12 protein-coding genes are annotated in these 17,675 nt (G+C 34.2%); 5 read left to right on the forward strand and 7 right to left on the reverse strand.

Annotated features, from left to right (window positions below):
• The first annotated feature begins 272 nt into the window (after nucleotides 1–272).
• The 4 genes from Q1A73_RS11055 to Q1A73_RS11070 all read left to right on the forward strand — a co-directional run bounded on the left by Q1A73_RS11055 (nucleotide 273) and on the right by Q1A73_RS11070 (nucleotide 7,561).
• Nucleotides 273–3,476 carry a DUF1553 domain-containing protein gene (locus tag Q1A73_RS11055; protein ID WP_299605339.1) on the forward strand — a complete coding sequence of 1,068 codons (3,204 nt, stop codon included), beginning with the start codon at nucleotides 273–275 and terminating at the stop codon, nucleotides 3,474–3,476.
• Between the two features lie 7 nt (nucleotides 3,477–3,483).
• The gene (locus Q1A73_RS11060; protein WP_299605341.1) at nucleotides 3,484–4,989 is read left to right on the forward strand and encodes a DUF1501 domain-containing protein; all 1,506 of its coding nucleotides are present in this window, start codon (nucleotides 3,484–3,486) and stop codon (nucleotides 4,987–4,989) included.
• An 11-nt stretch (nucleotides 4,990–5,000) separates the two neighbouring features.
• Entirely contained in the window at nucleotides 5,001–6,119 is a 1,119-nt protein-coding gene (locus tag Q1A73_RS11065) for a 6-bladed beta-propeller (RefSeq protein ID WP_299605343.1), read from the forward strand.
• Between the two features lie 77 nt (nucleotides 6,120–6,196).
• Nucleotides 6,197–7,561 carry a c-type cytochrome domain-containing protein gene (locus Q1A73_RS11070; RefSeq protein WP_299605346.1) on the forward strand — a complete coding sequence of 455 codons (1,365 nt, stop codon included), beginning with the start codon at nucleotides 6,197–6,199 and terminating at the stop codon, nucleotides 7,559–7,561.
• A gap of 44 nt (nucleotides 7,562–7,605) precedes the next feature.
• On the opposite strand, the gene Q1A73_RS11075 is transcribed toward Q1A73_RS11070, so the two are convergent.
• Entirely contained in the window at nucleotides 7,606–9,903 is a 2,298-nt protein-coding gene (locus Q1A73_RS11075; RefSeq protein ID WP_299605348.1) for an FdhF/YdeP family oxidoreductase, read from the reverse strand.
• Between the two features lie 166 nt (nucleotides 9,904–10,069).
• Between Q1A73_RS11075 and Q1A73_RS11080 the strand changes: the two genes are divergently transcribed.
• Nucleotides 10,070–10,960 (forward strand): AraC family transcriptional regulator, encoded by an 891-nt coding sequence (locus Q1A73_RS11080; RefSeq protein WP_299605350.1) that lies wholly within the window; start codon nucleotides 10,070–10,072, stop codon nucleotides 10,958–10,960.
• Between the two features lie 10 nt (nucleotides 10,961–10,970).
• Here the strand turns inward: Q1A73_RS11080 and Q1A73_RS11085 are convergent, their stop codons facing one another.
• The 6 genes from Q1A73_RS11085 to Q1A73_RS11110 all read right to left on the reverse strand — a co-directional run bounded on the left by Q1A73_RS11085 (nucleotide 10,971) and on the right by Q1A73_RS11110 (nucleotide 17,538).
• The gene (locus tag Q1A73_RS11085) at nucleotides 10,971–12,230 is read right to left on the reverse strand and encodes an FAD/NAD(P)-binding oxidoreductase (RefSeq protein ID WP_299605352.1); all 1,260 of its coding nucleotides are present in this window, start codon (nucleotides 12,228–12,230) and stop codon (nucleotides 10,971–10,973) included.
• Nucleotides 12,231–12,272: 42 nt separating this feature from the next.
• Nucleotides 12,273–12,581, reverse strand: a complete 309-nt coding sequence (locus Q1A73_RS11090) for a 2Fe-2S iron-sulfur cluster-binding protein (protein ID WP_299605355.1) — start codon at nucleotides 12,579–12,581, stop codon at nucleotides 12,273–12,275.
• A gap of 36 nt (nucleotides 12,582–12,617) precedes the next feature.
• Nucleotides 12,618–13,775 (reverse strand): cytochrome P450, encoded by a 1,158-nt coding sequence (locus Q1A73_RS11095; RefSeq protein ID WP_299605358.1) that lies wholly within the window; start codon nucleotides 13,773–13,775, stop codon nucleotides 12,618–12,620.
• A gap of 81 nt (nucleotides 13,776–13,856) precedes the next feature.
• Nucleotides 13,857–14,678, reverse strand: a complete 822-nt coding sequence (locus tag Q1A73_RS11100; RefSeq protein ID WP_299605360.1) for an alpha/beta hydrolase-fold protein — start codon at nucleotides 14,676–14,678, stop codon at nucleotides 13,857–13,859.
• Between the two features lie 32 nt (nucleotides 14,679–14,710).
• Nucleotides 14,711–15,835, reverse strand: coding sequence for a Zn-dependent alcohol dehydrogenase (locus tag Q1A73_RS11105; RefSeq protein WP_299605363.1), 1,125 nt, complete (start codon nucleotides 15,833–15,835; stop codon nucleotides 14,711–14,713).
• Between the two features lie 92 nt (nucleotides 15,836–15,927).
• Nucleotides 15,928–17,538 (reverse strand): hypothetical protein, encoded by a 1,611-nt coding sequence (locus Q1A73_RS11110; RefSeq protein WP_299605365.1) that lies wholly within the window; start codon nucleotides 17,536–17,538, stop codon nucleotides 15,928–15,930.
• Nucleotides 17,539–17,675: the final 137 nt, after the last annotated feature.

The raw sequence follows: 17,675 nt of genomic DNA on the forward strand, positions 1-17,675 counted from the left end.
CTTTTGTTTTGTTTTTCAATACTTCTAGCTAAAAAATTCTGATCAAAAACTAGATACTATAAACATCTTGTCTTATTCGATTTTTCTTACAAATTGATGAGATTTTTACTGATTTATTCATATCGGTTTAGTTTTAAAACAGTGATTGTATAGTTTTTGTTCAGTCGATGTAGTCAACTTAAAATTGATGATATAGTAGTTTTGGTCCAATAATGTTGTGGAATAATTAATAAAAAATGAAAAAAGGTTATTTTTTGACAATACTGTTTCTTTTGAATATCTGTATAGGTTGTAAGCCTTCATTACCAGAGAAAGTAGCTGATGCATATGAGAAACTTCCTAAAACTATAGATTATAATACGCATGTAAAACCAATTCTATCTGATAAATGTTTTGCATGTCATGGTCCTGATAAAGCAAAGATCTCTGCGGGTTTACAATTACATTCCGAGGAAACTGCTTTTCTGGAATTACCAGAATCACCTGGTAAATTTGCTATAGATCCGGGAAATTTAAAAAAATCGGAAGTTTTTCATAGAATTTTGTCCGAAGATCCTAAACTGGTGATGCCCACTCCAGAATCCTATCTAAAACTCTCTTCTGAAGAAAAAGCAATTTTGATTAGATGGATAGAAGAAGGCGCAGAATATAAAGATCATTGGGCTTTTATTACTCCAAGCAAACCAGAGATACCACGTATAGAAAATAGAACTTTAGAAAAAAATCCGATTGACAATTTTGTAATCAAAAAACTATCTGAAAACAATTTAAATCTATCAAAAAAAGCTAGTAAAGAGTTGTTATTAAGAAGAGTCTCCCTTGATCTTACTGGTTTGCCACCAACCAAGGAGGAATTGCTTGATTTTTTGAATGATGCAAGCTCCAATGCCTATGAAAAGCAGGTTGATAGACTTTTGGCTTCAAAACATTATGGAGAAAAGATGGCAATCGATTGGTTGGATGTCGCAAGATATGCAGATACGCACGGATATTTTGTAGATCGCTATCGTGATATGAGCCCTTGGAGAGATTGGGTAATTAACTCTTTTAATGAAAACATGCCTTATGATCAATTCATAACTTGGCAGTTAGCCGGTGATTTATTAGAAAACCCTACTAAAGACCAAATCTTGGCCACTGGATTTAACAGACTACACCCCCAGAATTTAGAAGGTGGTATTATCGATGAAGAATTTAGAGTAGAGTATGTTTCTGATAGAACCAATGTGGTAGGACAAGGTATCATGGGATTAACCGTTGCCTGTGCTAAATGTCATGATCATAAATATGATCCGATTTCCCAAAAAAATTATTTTGAATTATTCAGTTTTTTTAATCAGGTAAATGAATCTGGTCAAATTCCGTGGGACTGGTCAATGCCTGTTCCTACGATGTTACTTCCGACCAAAGAAGAAGAACAAATGATGGCCTACATTGATGATCTTGTAAATAATTCTCAGCGTAAAATAGAACGTGTCACGGAAAGTGAAAAGGAAAAAGTAAATCAGTGGATTGCTAAAGAAAAATATCGAAGAGATTCATTTACAGATTCTAAACATTTGGTAGCATATTATGACTTCGAGAATTCTTCTTTGCGAAACAATTTAAATTATTTAGATAAAGGGGAAATGAAAACCCAGTTTGCTGGAAATCAAAAAATTATTCTCAAAGAAGGATACAAAGGAAAGGGACTTCAGTTTGATGGTGATGCGTGGTTAGATTTAGATAAAGTGGGAGTGTTCCAGAGAAGTGAGAATTTCAGTATTGGAATACATGTTTTTATTCCGAAGGATCTCAAAGAAGGAGTAATTTTTCATAAAGCACAAGGGACAAGATTACATAGTTATCGTGGATATCATCTGTCGATTACAGAAGACAACACTTTTGAGTTACTGCTAGCGCACGTTTGGCCAGATAATGCGATCGTAGAGACCACGATTAAAGAAGTGCCGAGAGAAGAATGGGTTCAACTAACAATGACTTATGATGGATCTAGCAAAGCTAGTGGATTAAAGTTGTACGTGAATGGAGAGCATATGCAAACTAATGTAGTAATTGACAACCTATATAAAGATATTATATTTCATGATTTAGAGGATTATATTTATCCAGAACCCATAGAACCTGGTTTACAAATCGGGGCAAGATGGCGTGGTAAAGGGATTGCAGGAGCAATTGTAGATGACTTAAAAGTATTTAGCAAGGAGCTAACTCCTTTGGAAGTCTTAAAACTTTCTGATACTAAGCTTTTGAAACCTTTGATTTCAAAAACGTCCAAAGAACTCTCAGATACCGATAAAAAACTGCTTACCGACTACTATTTGTCAGCGAAATCCATTCCAACGCGAGAAGCCATTTCGTCGCTTCAAGAAGTTCGAACGATCCAAGCAGATAGCGCAGATAACATTAAGGAGATAATGGTAATGAAAGATTCTCCAGGACTCAGGAAAACATATTTATTAGAAAGAGGACAATATGATGCTCATGGAGAAGAAGTTTTCTCAAATACGCCAAGCAGTTTACCAGCAATGTCAGAAGATTTACCAAAAAACAGATTAGGATTAGCTAAGTGGCTAACAGATCCTAAACATCCATTAACGGCAAGAGTAGCTGTAAATAGGTATTGGCAGAATTTCTTCGGAAAAGGAATCGTAGAAACCTCTGAAGATTTTGGTAATCAAGGAAGCTTACCAACGCATCCTGAGTTACTGGATTGGTTAGCAACTAATTTTATAGAGTCTGGATGGGATCTAAAAGCATTAAATAAACAGATTGTGATGTCTCAAACCTATCAGCAAGATTCTAATGTTTCTGAGGAATTAAGAGAGATAGACCCTGATAATTTATTATTGGCTCGAGGACCATCTAAACGGTTGTCTGGGGAAATGCTTCGTGACAATGCATTAGTAGCAAGTGGATTGTTAAACACTAAAATAGGAGGCGAAAGTGTAAAACCATATCAACCAAAAGGACTTTGGAAGATGACACACTTACCCTACAAAAGAGATGCTGGAGATAAGTTATACAGAAGAAGTTTATACACTATCTGGAAAAGAACAGCTCCCAATCCTACCATTGCAACATTTGATGCTTCGACTAGAGAAATATGTATGACACGAAGACAAGAAACGAATACTCCTTTGCAAGCTTTAGTGTTGCTAAATGATCCTACATACATTGAAGCTTCTAAAGTAATGGGTAAAAATATGATAGCTTTTGCTTCTGTAGAAGAAGGTATTAAAGATATCTATATCCGATTAACGGGGAGGCAGATATCTCAAAAGGAGTTACAGTTATTAGTTGCTCTTCAACAGGAAGAATATGATAGGTTTAATAGTAATATTTCAAAAGCAAAAGGCTGGTTGGCATCAGGAGATTTTGCTTTTGATCCAGATGATAACCTATCGATGATCGCAGCAAATGCGATAGTTGCCAGCACCATTATGAATTCTGATGCCACCATAACTAAAAGATAATACGTCTATGTGCAATCACCACGATACCTTACGGTCTGATAATAAAGACCTACAACAAGTAGAAAAAATGATGGATAGGAGAGCTTTTCTAACCAAAACGTCTTTAGGTTTTGGTGCTTTGGCTTTAGGTTCTCTTCTAAATACAGAAAAAGCTTGGAGTGCTGTTAAAAATAATGTACAGCCTGATTTAGGAATGTTTAGCAGAAATGATTTAGGATTACCACATCATGTTCCGAAAGCAAAGAGAGCTATCTATTTGTTTCAGAGTGGCGGTCCTTCTCAAATTGAACTTTTCGATTATAAACCGAAGCTAAAAGATTTATTTGGTCAGGAATTACCAGATTCCGTAAGAAAAGGACAACGTCTTACAGGTATGAGTGCTGATCAAACGTCATTACCTATTGCTCCATCTATTATCGACTTTAAACAATACGGAGAATCCAGAGCTTGGGTGAGTAGTGCTATGCCTTATTTATCAGAAGTCGTAGATGATATCTGTTTTATAAAATCGATGCAAACTGATGCGATTAATCATGATCCTGCAATCACCTTTTTTCAGACAGGTAGTCAGCAACCAGGAAGACCTTCTATAGGTTCTTGGATTAGTTATGGTTTGGGTTCTGATAATGAAAACTTACCCACATTTATCACCTTAATTTCTAAAAACGGTGGAGGGCAACCTTTATATGCTCGACTTTGGGGAAATGGTTTTCTACCTACAGAACATCAGGGAGTACAATTTAGAAGCGGAAAAGATCCCGTATTGTATCTCACAGATCCTGAAAACTATGATGGTCATAATAGGAGAAATATGTTAGATTATCTAGGAAAATTGAATGATGTACAACATAGTTTCTACGGAGATCCCGAAATTAATGCCCGAATGTCTCAATACGAGATGGCTTTCCGTATGCAAACATCGATACCTGAAGTAACTGATATGAGTGATGAACCGGAGTATATTTTTGATATGTATGGAAAAGATAGTCGCGATCCTGGCACGTATGCTGCAAATTGTCTGTTAGGAAGAAAATTGCTAGAAAAAGGAGTCAAATTTGTGCAGTTATATCATCAAGGTTGGGATCAGCATATCGGATGTCCAAAAGGAGTTTTAGGAAATGCCCGAAAAACAGATCAAGCAAATGCTGCTTTGATTAAGGATTTAAAACAACGAGGCATGTTCGAAGATACATTATTGATTTGGGGAGGAGAATTTGGCCGTACAGTATACTCGCAAGGAAAACTTACGGCTACAGATTATGGGCGTGATCATCATCCTAAAGCCTTTACCATGTTTATGGCGGGAGCAGGTGTAAAACCTGGAATTACCTATGGAGAGACAGATGATTTTAGTTATAATGTAATTAAAGATCCTGTGCATACACACGACTTCCAAGCTACATTACTTCATCTTTTCGGGATTGATCATGAACGATTAACCTACAAGCATCAAGGAAGAAGATTCAGATTGACAGATGTACACGGACATATAGTAAAAGATATACTAAGCTAATTTTTCTTCCCATGAATAAAGAAAATTCAAGACGAGAGTTTATTAAGAATACAGCCTTATTAAGTGCAGGTGCAGCAATCGTGCCTTCTTTCGGATTTCATATTCTTAAAAACAATACTGTGAACAAAGAAAATATAATAGGTCACGGAGATTATCGATACAAAATTGTAAGAGATTGGGCAGATGTCAGTACGGTAAGAAATCCTATTCTTAACTGTCATGAGATGCAAATGGATAGCAAGGGCAGATTAATAATGATGGGAGATCATACGGATAATAACATTTTGATTTTTGATAAATCGGGAAAGCTTTTGGATTATTGGGGTACTGCATATCCAGGAGGACACGGTCTTACGTTGTTTGATGAAGGAGGAGAAGATGTTTTGTTTCTCACAGATTCTGGATGGTTTCTAGATAAAAATGGGAAATGGATACATCATAATGGGAGAGTGACAAAAACTACTACTGATGGAAAAGTTATTTTTGATATTGGACATCCTCAAACGATTGGAATTTACAATGCTGGAGATCATTTTTGTCCCACCGAAACTGCCATAGCACCTAATGGAGATATTTACGTAGCAGATGGATATGGAATGGATTATATCATTCAATACGATGCTAACGGAAAGTATATAAGACATTGGGGTGGTAAACAAAATGAGGATCCCAATTATAGATTAGATAATGCGCATGGAGTGGCTATCGATTATCGTGATAAAGAGAATCCATTAGTAGTATGTACGTCTAGAAATGAAGAATGTTTTAAATGGTTCACATTAGAAGGGAAATATGTGAAAACGTTGCATTTGCCAAATATGCAAGTCTGTAGGCCTGTTTTCGATGATCAGAATTTATATGCAGGTGTTTGTTGGTCGAAACCTGAAGTCGGACGAACTACTTGGAAAGATCATACAGGTTTTGTAACCATTTTAGAAGATGATAAAGTTGTATCTAATCCTGGTGGGACAAAACCTTCATATATAAATGGAGAATTACAAAAATCATATCAGCTTAAGCATAAGCCAATTTTACATGGTCATGATGTGTGTATTGACGAGGATAAGAACCTATATGTCTGTCAATGGAATGCCAATGGAACGCCTCCATTAAAATTAGAAAGAGTTTAAGAAAAGTAAAGTAATATTCTCAAACTATGAAGTTGGATGTTTGGGAGCTATGGTAATAAAAATATATAAGAATATTCATGAGCGAAGTATCTGATTTTGTTTTGTTTTTGGGAAGATTTCATCCACTAGTTGTACACTTACCAATTGGGTTTTTGTTTTTTGCATTTATACTAGAAATAGCAGCAAAATATCAGAAAAAAGAGCTATTGAAAGAAGCTGTGCCATTAGCCTTGTTTTTAGGAGGATTCAGTGCTATTATTGCTTGTGTGTTGGGATATATGTTGTCATTAAGCGGCGATTATGAAGGTGAAGCTTTGGATAAACATTTTTGGTTTGGTATAGCAACTACAGTTATTACTATACTAGCCTGGTTGTTGAAAACGAAAAGAATTAAACACGTTATAAAAGAATCTGTAAGATTGAATATTGCTACACTTACTTTTATTGTTTTGTTATTAAGTATTACAGGACACTACGGAGGTAATCTAACTCATGGATCAGATTATTTAACAGCCTATTTACCTTTTACTACGAAAGAAAAAAAAGAAGTGCCCAAAATAAATACTATTGAAGAAGCAAAACTATTTGCTCATGTTGTTCATCCTATTTTGGATAACAAATGCTTCAGTTGTCATAATAATTCTAAGAAAAAAGGAGGCCTTTCGTTAGCAGATGAGGTTTCAATTCTAAAAGGAGGAAAAAGTGGTGTTGCTTTAATTGCTGGTAATAGTAAACAATCAGAGTTGATTAAAAGAGTTCATCTAGATCCTGATGACAAAGAATTCATGCCACCAGAAGGAAAGACTCCTTTAACGGAAGAAGAGATAAAAATAATTGAGTATTGGATAGATCATGGTCAGGCGGATTTTACAGCAACAGTTGGAACATTAAATACTCCAGAAGAAATTAAAAAACTATTGACAGAACAACTTCAACTAGGCGATGATCATTCTTCTGGGGCAATGATGAGTGCTGTTTCACCAGTATCAGAGGAAATTATAGTAAGCTTACTACAAAAAGGTGTGAACATGAGAGAAATCGTGTCAGAATCAAACCGATATGATGTTTCTATGTTACCTAAAAATAGCAAAGAATTTGATGTGAAAATTGTAAAAGAAATTCTGGAAGAACTCTCAAAAATTAAGGATAATATTGTTTGGCTGTCAATACCTTCGCAAGGAATAACAGATACCCATCTAGAAATAATTGGTAGTTTTAAAGGTTTACAAAAGTTGGCTTTGCAGAAAAATAATATCTCTGATGCAGGTATTCAACATTTAACTAGTTTAGAGCGATTAGAAAGCTTAAATCTTCATAGTAATTCTTCAATAACGAATAAAAGTATCAAACAACTTTCTAAATTTAAAAAGCTGGAAAAAATATACTTGTGGAACACTTCTGTTAAAAAAGAAGATAGCACAAATAAGAAAGTAATTTTATAGAAACGAAGTATTACTTAATTTGGACAAATTAGATCATATCTCGATTATTCTTTCTTCAATATTTTAACCACTACCGACTTACTAATGGGAGTATTACTTTTATCTGCGTAATGGTTATAGGGAACTAGGATATTAGTCTCTGGAAAATACGTAGCAATATTTCCTTGTGGGATATTATAGGAGATTATCTTAAAGTTTTCTGCTTTCCTTAAGGTGTTGTCATAGTTGCTAGTAAGATCAACAATTTCTAAAGCAGCTAGATCAAACTTCTCAATGTCCTTAGGATTCATTAAAACCACTCTTCTTTCATTAAAAATACCTCGATAACGATCATTCATACCGTAGATGGTGGTATTAAATTGGTCATGAGAGCGAATAGTCATCATTAAAAATTCATCTTCTTGTAAATGATGATCTGGTACAGAACAATTACTAAATTGAGCTTTACCATTTGGTAATTTGCTAAAATCTAATTCACGAACATTATTAGGAAGATAAAAGCCTGATCCTTTGGATTTTTCTTCTAGTCCTTTAAAACCAGCAATAACTTCTTGTAATTTTGCTCTAATAGCCGTATAATCTTCGCTTAATGGTAGCCAATCTACGGGATGATTTCCTTTAAAATAAGCATCCGCAATGCCACCGATGATTTCGGGTTCGCTTTTAAGATTATCAGAAGCAGGAGATAGCATTCCTTTTGATCTGTGTACCTTTCCCATACTATTTTCCACGGTGAAAAATCGTGGTTTCCCATCTTTTAGGTCAAATTCAGATCTTCCTAATGTGGGTAATATTAATGCTGTTTTCCCCGCAGTAGTATGTGTCCGGTTTAGTTTGGTGCTTACTTGTACGGTTAACTCACAGTTTTGTAAAGCATCAGCGGCATACTGTGTATCTGAAACAGCAGATACAAAATTCCCACCTAGTGCAAAGAATACTTTCGCCTTTCCTTCATGCATTGCTTTTATAGAATGTACAGTATCAAGACCTGCTTTAGTAGGAGGTGTAAAACCAAAGACATTTTCTACAGCACTATTAAATGCTGGAGATGCATGATGTACAATTCCAACAGATCGATCTCCTTGCACATTACTGTGTCCTCTTACAGGACATGTTCCTGCACCAGGTTTGCCTAAACTTCCTTTCAATAATAATAGATTTACACATTCTTTAATGTTTTCTACGCCATTTTTGTGCTGAGTAAGTCCCATAGCCCAACAAATAATAATCTTATTTTTATGAGCGAGTAGTTCCACTACTTGGTCGATTAAAGAAGATAATACTCCTGATTGTTTGATCAATTCTTGGGCATCAAAATTTTGCAGATGTTCCAAAAGTGATTCATACCCTTGCGTGTAAGTTTGAATAAATTCATGATCAAACACTTCTTTTGTTTGTTTATCTAATGCAGCAAGTTTGATAAGAATAGCTTTTAATAATGCTACATCCTGATTGATTTTTACTTGCAAATGAATATCAGTAAGCGCTTCTCCTCCTGCAATAAGACCTTTTACTTCCTGAGGATTTTTAAATCTGATAAGTCCTGCTTCTTCAAGAGGATTGATACTGATTACTTTTCCGCCTTGTTCTTTGCATTTTTGTAATGCCGATAACATACGAGGATGATTTGTTCCTGGATTTTGTCCTATAACTAAAATAACTTCTGCTTTTTCGAAATCATCTAGTGTAACGGAACCTTTGCCAATACCTAGCGTTTCACTAAGCGCCACACCACTAGATTCATGACACATGTTGGAGCAATCTGGCATATTGTTAGTGCCAAAAGCACGTATAAAAAGTCCATATAAAAAAGCAGCTTCATTACTGGATCTTCCTGAGGTATAAAAGATAGCTTCATCAGGATCTTTAAGTTGATGTAAGTGTTCGGCAACAAGTTCGTAAGCTTTCACCCAACTAATCGGCTCATAATGTATGCTACCTGGATATAAAACCATGGGTTCCGTAATTCTACCACTTTTCCCAATTTGATAATCTGTCCATTGTGAAATTTCTTCTACCGAGTATTTTTTAAAAAAAGCAGCATCTACTTTTTTATTGGTGGCTTCTTCTGCCAATGCTTTTGCTCCATTTTCACAATATTCCGCAACTTTTGAAGGTGTATCAGGATCTGGCCATGCGCAACCAGGACAATCAAAACCTTCTTTTTGATTCATTTGAGCAAGTCCTTTTAATGATTTTACAACACCCATTTCTTTAAAAGCATGTTGTAAGGCTACTTTTACAGCCTTAGTTCCAGCAGCATAGGTAGAAGGATCTTTTACTAGTAAATCAGAAAACTCAGTAGATCCAGTGATAGAAATATTTCTTTTGGAATTAGCCATTTTTGTGAAATGAAGAAATTAATGAAATGGAAGATACAATTATCGGTATAATAAATAATCTATTTATAAAAATAAATAGTTCTGGTATATCGATTTCACGAAGATAGAATGTTGTTGAGAATAGTAATTGTACTATTTTTGCAATAAGTTAATTTTTATTGTCGTATTGAAACCAGTTTCAGAACATCCTAAAATAGAAGTTTCATTGGAAAAAATAGAAACTTCACAACACGCTTCTTTTCATACAGGAGTGTATAAGCAACCTTATTTTAGTGGTAACTGGCATTATCATCCCGAATTTGAATTATTATTGATTGTTAACGGGCAAGGCAGAAGATTAGTAGCGGATCATGGTGAAGATTTTGAAGTAGGAGATTTGGTTTTGCTTGGTGGATATTTACCTCATGCTTGGATTCCGGATGCCCGATTTCTGGAGGAGAGTTCTGAAGAGTACTGTGAGTCTATTTATGTGCAATTTAGAAAAGATATTTTTGGATCTCATTTTGTAGATGTACCCGAACTGAAAGGAGTTCGTAAAGTGCTACAGGCATCTGAAAGAGGTATAAAAATTATAGGAAAACATCGAACTCATATCGCTGAGTTACTTCAGGAAATCCCTAAGCTTTCTCCTTTAGATCAATTGCTAAAACTAATTAAAATACTGGACCTTATTAATCTTTCAGGATATCAGGTATTAGCATCAGAAAATTATTTGAAAAATAGTTTCTATTTTAAATCAAATCGGATTTTAAAAGTGCACGAATTTATAATGGAGCATTATAAACAAGATGTCTCTTTAGAAAAGTGTGCCGAAATGGTAAACATGACGGTATCCGCTTTTTGTAGATATTTTAAAAGTGAAACTAGCTTTACCTTTACCAATTACTTAAATAAAATACGAATAGATTTTGCTAAAAAATTATTGATTAATACAGACATGCCAATCAAAGAAATTGCTTTCGAATGTGGATACAATTCTGTTCCTTATTTTAATAGACAGTTTAAAAAAATAGAAAATGTTTCGCCTTATACCCTGCGAAAATCTGCTAAAGATTGATAGTGGTTTTTTAGTTTTTCAAGATTAGATTTGCAAGGTTTAGCTTTAAAGAAGAATCTCGAAGATTAGATTTATTGAGTTTTAAGTGTTCTTTAATGGATTTAGTACCTAACACATATGCTTTCGCATTATTGATAGCATCTACCGCCAATAATTTATCATTATCAAAATACCAAATAGAAAACTTATAGGTAGTTTCTTCTTCATTTCTAATAATTGCTTCGTTGTAATCAAAAGGCAAGCCTACCATTTGTAGCTTAATTTCATATTGATCCGACCAAAACCATGGGACTGCATTATAAACAACTTCTTTTCCACAGATTGAAGCGGCTGCAATCTTTGCTTGATCCACGGCATTTTGTACAGACTCTAGACGTACAAAACGATTATAATGAAGGTTATGATGAAACGTACAATCTCCAATGGCATAAATATCTTTGTCGTTTGTTTGACAAGCCTGATTTACTTTTATACCATTTTCAATTTCTATTCCTGCATCTTTTGCTAGCTCAGTATTTACAATAACTCCAGTGCCTAATATAATTAATTCGGCTTCATATGTGGTACCATCATCACAAGTGATCGTATTTGTATAATTTATGGATGTGACTGAAGAAACATTTTTGTTGGTATGAATTTGAACTCCATTTAAGGTATGTACATCATAAAAAAATTGACTCATTTCTGGAGATGTCACTCTCGCTAGTATTCTGGATTCGCGTTCTAAAAGAGTAACAGAAGTTCCAAGTTTTCTTAGGGAAGCTGCAATTTCTAATCCTATATATCCTCCCCCAATAATGAGCACTCTTTTGTTGGTATCCTCTTTAATTTTTTGACGAATCGTAGTTGCATCATGTGCTGTTCTAAGCGTATATACTTCAGTTGCTTTGTCTAAGCCTTTAATAGGTGGAATTAGAGGTCTCGCACCAGTAGCAATTACAAGTTTATCATATTGTTGTATAGAACCATCTTCTGTAATGACAGTTTTATGAATACGGTCAATTCTCTTTATCGAAACACCAAGTTGTAATGTAATATTTTCTTTTTCATAACTTTCTAATGACTTCAGTAAGTTATTATTTGTCTCTTCTGCTGAGGTTAAATAAGACTTCGACAATGGAGGACGGTGATAAGGAGTCTCTGGATCCTTGTCAAATATAATTATAGAACCAGTCCACCCTTGTTTTCTAAGAGAAAATGCAAAATTAACTCCTGCATGACTTGCTCCAATAACCAAACATATTGGAACTTTTGTGTTTTCGTTTAGCATAGTAATAATTGAGGTAATTAGACTGGACTGGTTATCATAAATTTATTGAGCAACTGTGACGATCAAGCCATCCAAACTATCACTAATTTCTAATTGACAACACAATCGGCTATATTCGGTTACATTGTCGTCTAGTTCTAGCATATCTTTTTCTATTTCTCCTGGAGCACCTGTTTTTTCGAAATGATCTGGATGAACAAAAACATGACAGGTAGCACATGAACATACACCACCACAATCTCCGTCAATTCCTTTGATATCATTATCTACAGCTAGCTGCATTACAGATCCTGAAGTGCCTTCTACCGAAATGGTTTCGTTTTCACTAGTGATAAAAGTTATTTTAGGCATACTTATATTGTTTTTAATTATTTTTTGAAAAGAGCGTTATTTGTTAAACTTCACGCGTAAGCTATCAAAACCTACTTTTCTTTTAAATTCTCCAAGCTCCTCGATATTTTCTTGAGCGTCAATAATATCTATAGAAGCTACTTTTTTAGTTAAGACTTGTAAGAGTTTTTTCATTATTTGACGAGCATGTGTAGCTCCTAAACATTTGTGATGACTAAACCCAAAACTTACATGAGGATTAATTTTCCTATCTAACATAACTTCGTTTGGATTTTCGAATACAGTTTCATCTCTATTAGCAGATGCCCAACATAATGAAATACGAGTATCTTTTTTTATCGCATGCTTGCAAACTGCTGTATCTTGAGTAGTTACTCTTCCCATTTGTGTTAATGGCGCAAAATATCGTATGAGCTCTTCTACAGCTTTGCTAATGATCTCAGGATTATCTTTCAGTAACTGTAAAGACTCTTTATGTTCAGCAAAATAGGCAATCGTATTTGTGATAGAATTAATTACGGTATCTCTTCCTCCGGCAAAGGTTAGAATCATAATTCCCTTTACTTCTTCTCTTGTGAGTTTCCTATCTTCAATGTTTGTGTTTAATAAAACGGAGTATAAGTCTTTACCTGGGTTTTTTACTGCGTTTTCAATTTGAGCATCTATATAATCATATAGGATATTTGCTTTGCTACCATCTAATGTATTGTCTTCACTTCTAAATACATGAGTTCCCCAAGAGATCCAAGTTTCAGATTCTTCATACGGAATATTTAGTAATAAAGTTAGGGCTCTTGATTGTATGCGTAACGCAAATTCTTCTACAATTTCTACAGCACCATTTTTTGTAGCAGCTTCATCAACTATATCTTCAATGATGTTAACCAAGTCAGCTTGATACTCTGGAAGTAGTGGTCTTTTAAACCAATCTTCAATAAGATCTCTGTAGGTTTTGTGCATTGGCGGGTCTACCTCAAATGGGATTTGTCGCGTATCTCGTATTTGAACTTCTGATGGAATTACAATTCTTCCTGGAGCTGCTCCAGATTGATATGTTTTCCAATTATGGGCGCACTTTCTAACATCTTTAAGACGTAACACCATAGTAACAGGATCATCCTGATCATTCATTTCACCGTATCCTTTTTCTTGTCGAGCTTTGTCAAAAGGATCAGAAAACTTACTATTCTTCATAAAATGGATTATTTAGTATAACAAAGTAAGTGAGACGTGTTTAATGAAAATTGACTCATTTTGATAAATAATTGAACTATTTTAACTCGTTTTGTTGTTGTTTTGTAAGACATTATTGAAAAAAAGTATAGTGTCTTTTATATGAGTTTCCCAATAACTCCATTCGTGTTTTCCTGGATTTTCCTGATAAGTATGTGCTATATTTAATTCTTTTAATTGATGATGCAATTTTCGATTACCTTCAATTAGAAGGTCATCTACACCACAATCAAATCGTAGTTTAGGAAGATGTTCTTTATAGGTTAAGATGGTTTGATAGATAGATTCATTTTCTTTCTCTTCTTGTGAATAGTCGTTCAAAGATTCTTCTACAAAAAGTTTCATTTCTTCTAGTATCGTTATAGAGGATAATCCAGATATGGCCTCAAACTTTTGATGGTTTTTGATTCCCAATCGTAAAGCACCAAATCCACCCATAGATAGTCCGGCAATACATATTTTGGAGTTGGTACTAGCTTGTGGGATCAATTCGATAACAGCATTTATAACATCTTCGGTAATCCATTTCTCATAATCAGCATGTGTATGCGGAAGATAACCACTACCATCGCCCCATAATCCATCAGATGGCATAGCGATAATCATAGGCTCAATTTCACTGTTTTGAATCCAAGATTCCATTTTTAGATGTATGCCAGTTTTCTGTGACCAAATCCAGTGACTGCCATAAACACCATGTAGTAAAATAGTGATCGGTAGATCTTTCAGATTTTTAACAGAAGGAACATATGCGGTAATATCACCTCTTTGTTTGAGATGGCCACTTTTTACTGTAATGTGCCGTAAGTGATTGGCTTCAAAACGAGGGTCTGAAATTTCTGTTGTCCTGAATTTTGATGTCATAGGGATGCTTTTTTTTGATTTTTAATGCCTCATTAAGGTTCAAAAACAATGACTCCTTTCGCATTTTTTCCAGCTAGCATATCATCAAAAGCTTGTTGTAATTCTTCGAATTTGTAGGTTGAGGTTACCATTTCATCTAATAGTAAATCGCCTTTGTCATAGAGCTCTAAAATCTTAGGGAAGTCGATATGAGGTCGACATTTACCATATAATGGATTGATATAAATTTTATCCCATTCGAATAATTGCATATCAATGGTTACTTCTTGTTCAATACCACTTACCTGAACTGCTGTACCTGCGTTACGAATCATTCCTAAAGGTGAAGCACCTAATTCTGGTATGGCAGTACATTCAAATGCAAAATCGGCACCTCTTTTGCCTACGATTTCTTTAACTTTTGTCGTAGCTTCTTTTAAACCTTTATCAGATTTTTGCGCTAGTACAAAATGGGTCGCACCAAATTGCTTGGCCATTTCTAATCTTGACTCATTAATGTCTATGGCTACAATTTTAGCTGCGCCCGATATTTTAGCTCCCTGAATTACATTAAGACCTACACCACCAGTTCCAATAACCGCTACAGTAGATCCTGGAGTTACTTTTGCTGTATTTACAGCAGAGCCGTATCCAGTCATTACTCCACAACTAACAATAGATGCGGAACTGAAAGGAATTTCAGTTTGATATTTTACTACAGCTTGTTCTCTTACAACAGTATGGGTAGATAAGGTGCCAATATTAAAAGAGCGTTCTATACCTTTATCATTAAAAGTAGTGCTTTCTAATCTAGCATGTCCTGCTGAAACTTCTCCATCTGGTAAAGCGTCTCCCGCAACTACAGGAGAGTTGTTTTCACAAATGTGTTGATTTTGTTCTTGACATTGAAAACAAGTTCCACAAGGAATGGCCCAATTGAGAATTACATGATCTCCTGGTAAAACAGAGGTGACATCGGGACCAATATCTGTTACAATTCCGGCGCCTTCGTGTCCCAATATTACAGGTCTTCCCCAATGCAAAGAATCATAATCAGTATGACATAATCCTGCTGCCATTATTTTTACGACAACTTCGTCTCCTTTTGGTTCGCTTATCGTTATATCCTCAATGGAAAAATCGCCATTTCCATCAGTAATTGCTGCTTTTGCTAACATCTATAAAAGTATAATTGTTAGCTGCAAATTACTATTTAGTAAATGCTAATTATTAAACTGTTTTAGCAATTGATTGTATTATATATTCCCAACTAATAATTAGATATAAACTCTACTAAGTTGTCATTTCTTTCGAGTTGCAATTTTTTACGTAATCTATATCTCGAAGTATGTACACTTTCTACTGAAATTCCTAGTAATGAAGCCATATCTTTACTGGAAAAATTCAGTTTTATCAAGGCACATATTTTTAGATCCGTTTGGGTTAGCGTTGGAAAGTTAGATTTTAAGTTTTTATAAAAACCTTGGTTTATATTGATAAACCTAGCTTCGAACTCTTTCCAGTTACTTCCCATTCCAGATTGGATGGATTTAATGATTTTATTTACGGAGTTTAAATTTAAATTGTCTTTATTTTCTGCTAGTGAATTTTTTAAGCCAACAATAAACTCATCTTTTTCGATAAGCTGAAGAGCCGATTTCGCCAATTCTTTATTTTTTAGCTCTATAGCTTTTTTACTTTCATTTAGCTTTAAGCGTTGTTTTTGTTTTAACAACCGTTGTTCTCTTTTGTGTTTTCTTTTTAGATTTTTAAAGGTCATTATACCCACAATAATTAAAAAAAAGAGGGTAACAAACAATAATGTGGCGCTAAGAAGAGATATTTTTTGTTTACTCTCTAGCTCTGATAAACGTTGTTCTTTAAGGAGTTTTTCTTGTTTTTCTTTTTGTAATCGATATTGATCTTTAATTTCAAATAGGTACTCATTGTTTTTACTATTAATACCAAATATTTTGTTTTCCAGATCAATGGCTTCCTTGATATGAGAAAATGCACGTTGGTAATCTTTAGAGTCATAGTATAATTGGGATACTTCTTTGTGATTAATAATTTGATAGTTCATATGACTATTATGTACATAAGATACTTCAAGTGATTTGTTATAATGAAATTTACTTTGCTTATAGTCCTTTTTTAGCTGATATAGTCTAGCAAGAAAGTAGTGTATAATTACTAAATAGGATTCGTTATTTTCTTTGAAATATTCTTGTGATTTTAGAAGTATTTCTTCTGCCTTTTCAAATTTTCCTTCATTTGCTAAAAGAAATCCTCTTTCAGATTCTAAAAAATAGTTTCGAACTCCTTCTTTCTTTGACCTGAAATATAGATAACAACTATCCAAATAAGTCCTTGCGGTCTCATAATCCTTATTATATCTATAAAAATTCGCTATAGAAAAATAGTCGCTAATAGTGTAATCGATACTAAAACCATTTTTAGAAGAAAGATCTTTGCTAATAGTAAGAGCATTACCAAAATTTTCTAATGCTTTAGTGTTGCGATTATAAAAACTGTATAGCCATCCTAGAGATTGATAGACTCTGGATTTAGAGAATGAATCATCACTTTTTTCAGCAAGAAATAATGCTTTCCAGTATCCATCATAGGCTTTTCCATAATTAAGATTGTGACCATACAATTCAGAGAGTTCGTTAATACTATTAATTAAATTGAAAGTGTCTTTTTTGAATGTAAAAAACTCAATACTCTTTTCGTAGTTATGTATAGCTTTTTCAAAGTTTACAAACTTATTTTCTCTAGCTTTTTCAAGATATTGATTTGTTTTATATAGTTGTTGCGACCATGAGATACTAATGCAAAATGCTATAAAAACTATCGAAATTGGGGTTCTTTTAAACATAACTTTTTCTTCGAGTAAGCCTAAGGCGTTTTTGGGTTATAATTGAAATATTGTTTTATTTCTTCTTTGTTTGCTGATATATTCTTTGTTAAAACCTGAATACTTTGCGTAATTCATATAAAGTAACAAAAATAAAG

This window comes from uncultured Aquimarina sp. (assembly GCF_947492115.1).
Taxonomy (GTDB): Bacteria; Bacteroidota; Bacteroidia; order Flavobacteriales; family Flavobacteriaceae; genus Aquimarina.

Bases quoted from the DNA above. Each gene is read 5' to 3' on its own strand.
- Q1A73_RS11060 (WP_299605341.1), top strand. From the start codon at position 3,484: ATGTGCAATCACCACGATACCTTACGGTCTGATAATAAAGACCTACAA.
- Q1A73_RS11065 (WP_299605343.1), top strand. From the start codon at position 5,001: ATGAATAAAGAAAATTCAAGACGAGAGTTTATTAAGAATACAGCCTTA.
- Q1A73_RS11070 (WP_299605346.1), top strand. From the start codon at position 6,197: ATGAGCGAAGTATCTGATTTTGTTTTGTTTTTGGGAAGATTTCATCCA.
- Q1A73_RS11075 (WP_299605348.1), bottom strand. From the start codon at position 9,903: ATGGCTAATTCCAAAAGAAATATTTCTATCACTGGATCTACTGAGTTT.
- Q1A73_RS11085 (WP_299605352.1), bottom strand. From the start codon at position 12,230: ATGCTAAACGAAAACACAAAAGTTCCAATATGTTTGGTTATTGGAGCA.
- Q1A73_RS11090 (WP_299605355.1), bottom strand. From the start codon at position 12,581: ATGCCTAAAATAACTTTTATCACTAGTGAAAACGAAACCATTTCGGTA.
- Q1A73_RS11095 (WP_299605358.1), bottom strand. From the start codon at position 13,775: ATGAAGAATAGTAAGTTTTCTGATCCTTTTGACAAAGCTCGACAAGAA.
- Q1A73_RS11100 (WP_299605360.1), bottom strand. From the start codon at position 14,678: ATGACATCAAAATTCAGGACAACAGAAATTTCAGACCCTCGTTTTGAA.
- Q1A73_RS11105 (WP_299605363.1), bottom strand. From the start codon at position 15,835: ATGTTAGCAAAAGCAGCAATTACTGATGGAAATGGCGATTTTTCCATT.
- Q1A73_RS11110 (WP_299605365.1), bottom strand. From the start codon at position 17,538: ATGTTTAAAAGAACCCCAATTTCGATAGTTTTTATAGCATTTTGCATT.